At 47.0% G+C, this 3,012-nt stretch carries 3 protein-coding genes; all 3 read right to left on the bottom strand.

Annotated elements, in window-relative coordinates; genetic code table 11:
* Positions 1-668: strawberry notch-like NTP hydrolase domain-containing protein (locus QZZ43_RS13900; protein ID WP_291860548.1), on the bottom strand; the 668-nt coding region annotated here is incomplete at its 3' end.
* A 2-nt stretch (positions 669-670) separates the two neighbouring features.
* A complete protein-coding gene (locus tag QZZ43_RS13905; protein WP_291860551.1) occupies positions 671-1,786 on the bottom strand; it encodes a hypothetical protein in 1,116 nt (371 codons plus the stop codon).
* A gap of 7 nt (positions 1,787-1,793) precedes the next feature.
* A partial coding sequence (locus QZZ43_RS13910) for a hypothetical protein (protein WP_291860554.1) occupies positions 1,794-3,012 on the bottom strand: 1,219 nt, incomplete at its 5' end.

Consider the following 3,012-nt stretch of genomic DNA (forward strand, 5'->3'; position numbering starts at 1 on the left):
GAATAGACCACTTCGCCGTTTTTGTCCATGATGTTGGTCTTGCTTTCCTTTCCATTTACAATAAACGGCACAAGAGCGGAGCTGCCAATGTCGGAGAGGTCACGGTACAGGTCGGTAAAGAGGTTGGGCTTTTCAGATAAGAAGACAGGTTGCATACCCTGTTTCACGCCATAGCGAATAAGAGCGGCAGCAGTTCTCCCTTTTCCAATCCCGGTCTGGTCACCCACAATGATACCCTGACTGCGTTTTTCAATATTGTAGATAGCCAAGGCAACGGCATCAATCTGTTCGCAGCTCAATGCCTTGACCATTTCGTCATTGTTGTAATCCAGTTTTTCCGAGACAAAGTCAAACAGGGGTTGCCCAATGCTCTTTTTGATTTTCCGGATGGCAATGTGCATTTCATGGCCCATGCTGTCGGGTACGGTAGTATCCAGAATAAAACCCTTTTCGGCTGCCGGGATATAAGCCATGCCAAGTCCTTTGTGACCCAACATGCCTTGCAGGTACTCATGCTCGTTTTGGGCCAGTCTCTTAGTGCGGACAAAGGTTTTATTGTCACTGGGCGTAAATCCCAATTCTACCAAACGGGAAGAGATATGCCGGGGTGGTTTTTGACTAAACTTTATGGTAATGCTGCTTTTTTGGAATTTAATGTCTGACTTCATAGCTACTTGGTTTCGGAATGTTGAATCTGTTTTTGCTTAATCAAAATGGCTTTGGCCCGGAGCTTCATTTGACTCTTGTTGTTGGTAATGTCTAAACCTACCCGTTCCCAGAGTTCTTCATGGGTATCGACCACGGTGCTGTGGAGCTTGTTTTTAAGCGGGGCAGCTCCCTCTGGTTTCTCTTTAGCCCCGTTAATCAGGATTAGCCGGGTATTAAAGGATGTGCCCTGCCGGGAATAGAGCTTTTTGCCGTTGATGGGGATGATGTCTTCCACTACGAAGAAGTGATAGAGGTAGTTCAGGAAAATGCGGTTATGACCGGCTGTTACCCGTCCCTGATCGTCCCAAGTGGTGTGTCCTCCAATGATGATAGCTGCCTTACCACTATCTTTCATGCACCGCAGGGCTGCCAGACACATGGCATGTTCCAATCGTTTAATGCGGAAATTGCCAAACAGGATAAGCTCGGACAAAGAACCGAAAGGTGGATTGGTTACCACACCGTCAAACTTGTTGGAAAAAGCCATGGGCGGATTCAGAGCATCCCAACTGCTGACCTTGGCAAAGGGCTGTTCTTTAAGGTTGCCCAGTCGCACATCGTCCAACTCGTTCACATAAGTCTGGTGGTACGGCAAGGCAATGGTCAAAAGCCCGTTTCCTGCCGATGGCTCAAGATATAGTGGTTGGATTTCGCTCTGCTGCGGATGGAGATGAGCATTGCCCACAATCTTTGAAGCTTTCCTACCTTTTACAATGTTTTTAAAAGCTTTGTACCCTGAAAGTTTATCCCGTCTCAGCACATAGCTGGAAGCCAGGAACGAGATAGGTGCAGGTGTGGAATACTGCTGCATCAACACGCTCATGCTGGTGCGCATGGACAGGTTAACCTGTGACTGATAAAGGGCTACAATATCCAGATACTTCTCATAAGTAGAGAGTGAGCTGCTGTGGGCAATCTCCCGGGCATTGAGCACAATGGCCAGCTCGGTAAATTCCTTGACCAAATTTTTGTTGGTGATGCCAAAACTTTTGGCAAGACTTTCAATGGTGGTCTTGGAATGCCGGATGCCAGCCCTAAGCTCCGCCCGTATCTTTGATATGTAGCCGCTTTTATCCATTCAAAGATTACTGAAGAGTGATGGTACGGTCGGTAGCATTTTTAAAGGTTAGCTTCAGATTGTTTCCTGCAACATTAACCGAAAGACTTTCAACATCTGCATCCACGAAGTTCTTCATGAAGTTGATTTGAAAATTCAGAATCTCAGTCAGCTTAGCTTCCCAATCCTCTCCTGCAAAAAGTCCTGTCTCAGCATATATCTGGATGAACTTTTTTAAGAATTCAGGGATATTCTGAAGGTTCTGGTTCCAGTCAGCCCCTACAGTGGCATTTCGCTCAATACTGACCAGCTTCTCCCGATCTTCCTGTGGATAAGTGTTCTTCAAAGTGTTGGCCTCAATAGCTGCGGCCTGTTCCAAAGAAATGGTAACCGGCTTGTTTTGAACGTTGGTATTCCAGTCGGCTCCAACAGTTGAATTGGCTTCAATCCCTGCCAGCTTTTCTTCATCTATTTGTGGATAGGTGCGCTTTTGGCTGTTGGTTTCAATGGCCTCAGCCTGTTCCGGGGAGATAGTCACAGGTTTGTTCTGGACATTAGTTTCCCAGTCAGCTCCTACAGTAGCATTGGCTTCTATTCCGGCTAATTTCTGCTCATCGAGTTCCGGGTAATTTCTTTTGGCAGTATTGGCTTCAATAGCTGCTGCCTGCTCTGGAGTGATGGTAACCGGTTTATTTTGAACATTGGTGTTCCAGTCAGCCCCAACGGTTGCGTTGGCCTCAATGCCGGCAAGTTTTTGCTCATCTAATTCCGGGTAATTTCTTTTGGCAGTATTGGCTTCAATGGCTGCGGCCTGTTCCGGGCTGATGGTTACCGGTTTATTTTGGATATTCGTGTTCCAATCTGCTCCAACGGTTGCATTGGTTTCAATCCCTGCAAGCTTCTGCTCATCAGTTTCCGGGTAGCTTCTTTTGCTTGTGTTGGCTTCAATAGCCGCTGCCTGTTCCGGTGAAATGGTAACAGGCTTATTTTGAATATTGGTATTCCAGTCAGCTCCAACCGTTGCATTGGCTTCAATACCGGCCAGTTTTTGTTCATCCAATTCCGGGTAACTACGCTTTTGGTTGTTGGCCTGTATATCCGCTGCCTGCTGGGTGCTGATGGTTACCGGTTTGTTCTGCACATTGGTGTTCCAGTCAGCTCCAACGGTTGCATTGGCCTCTATGCCAGCCAGCTTTTGTTCGTCCGTTTCGGGGTAGCTTCGTTTAATGGTGTTGGCTTCAATGGAT

Origin of the sequence: Marinilabilia sp. (assembly GCF_016278715.1) — a bacterium.
Classification (GTDB): Bacteria; Bacteroidota; Bacteroidia; order Bacteroidales; family Marinilabiliaceae; genus Marinilabilia.

Coding starts and splice junctions, on each gene's coding strand:
- QZZ43_RS13905 (WP_291860551.1), bottom strand. CDS start 1,786: ATGGATAAAAGCGGCTACATATCAAAGATACGGGCGGAGCTTAGGGCT.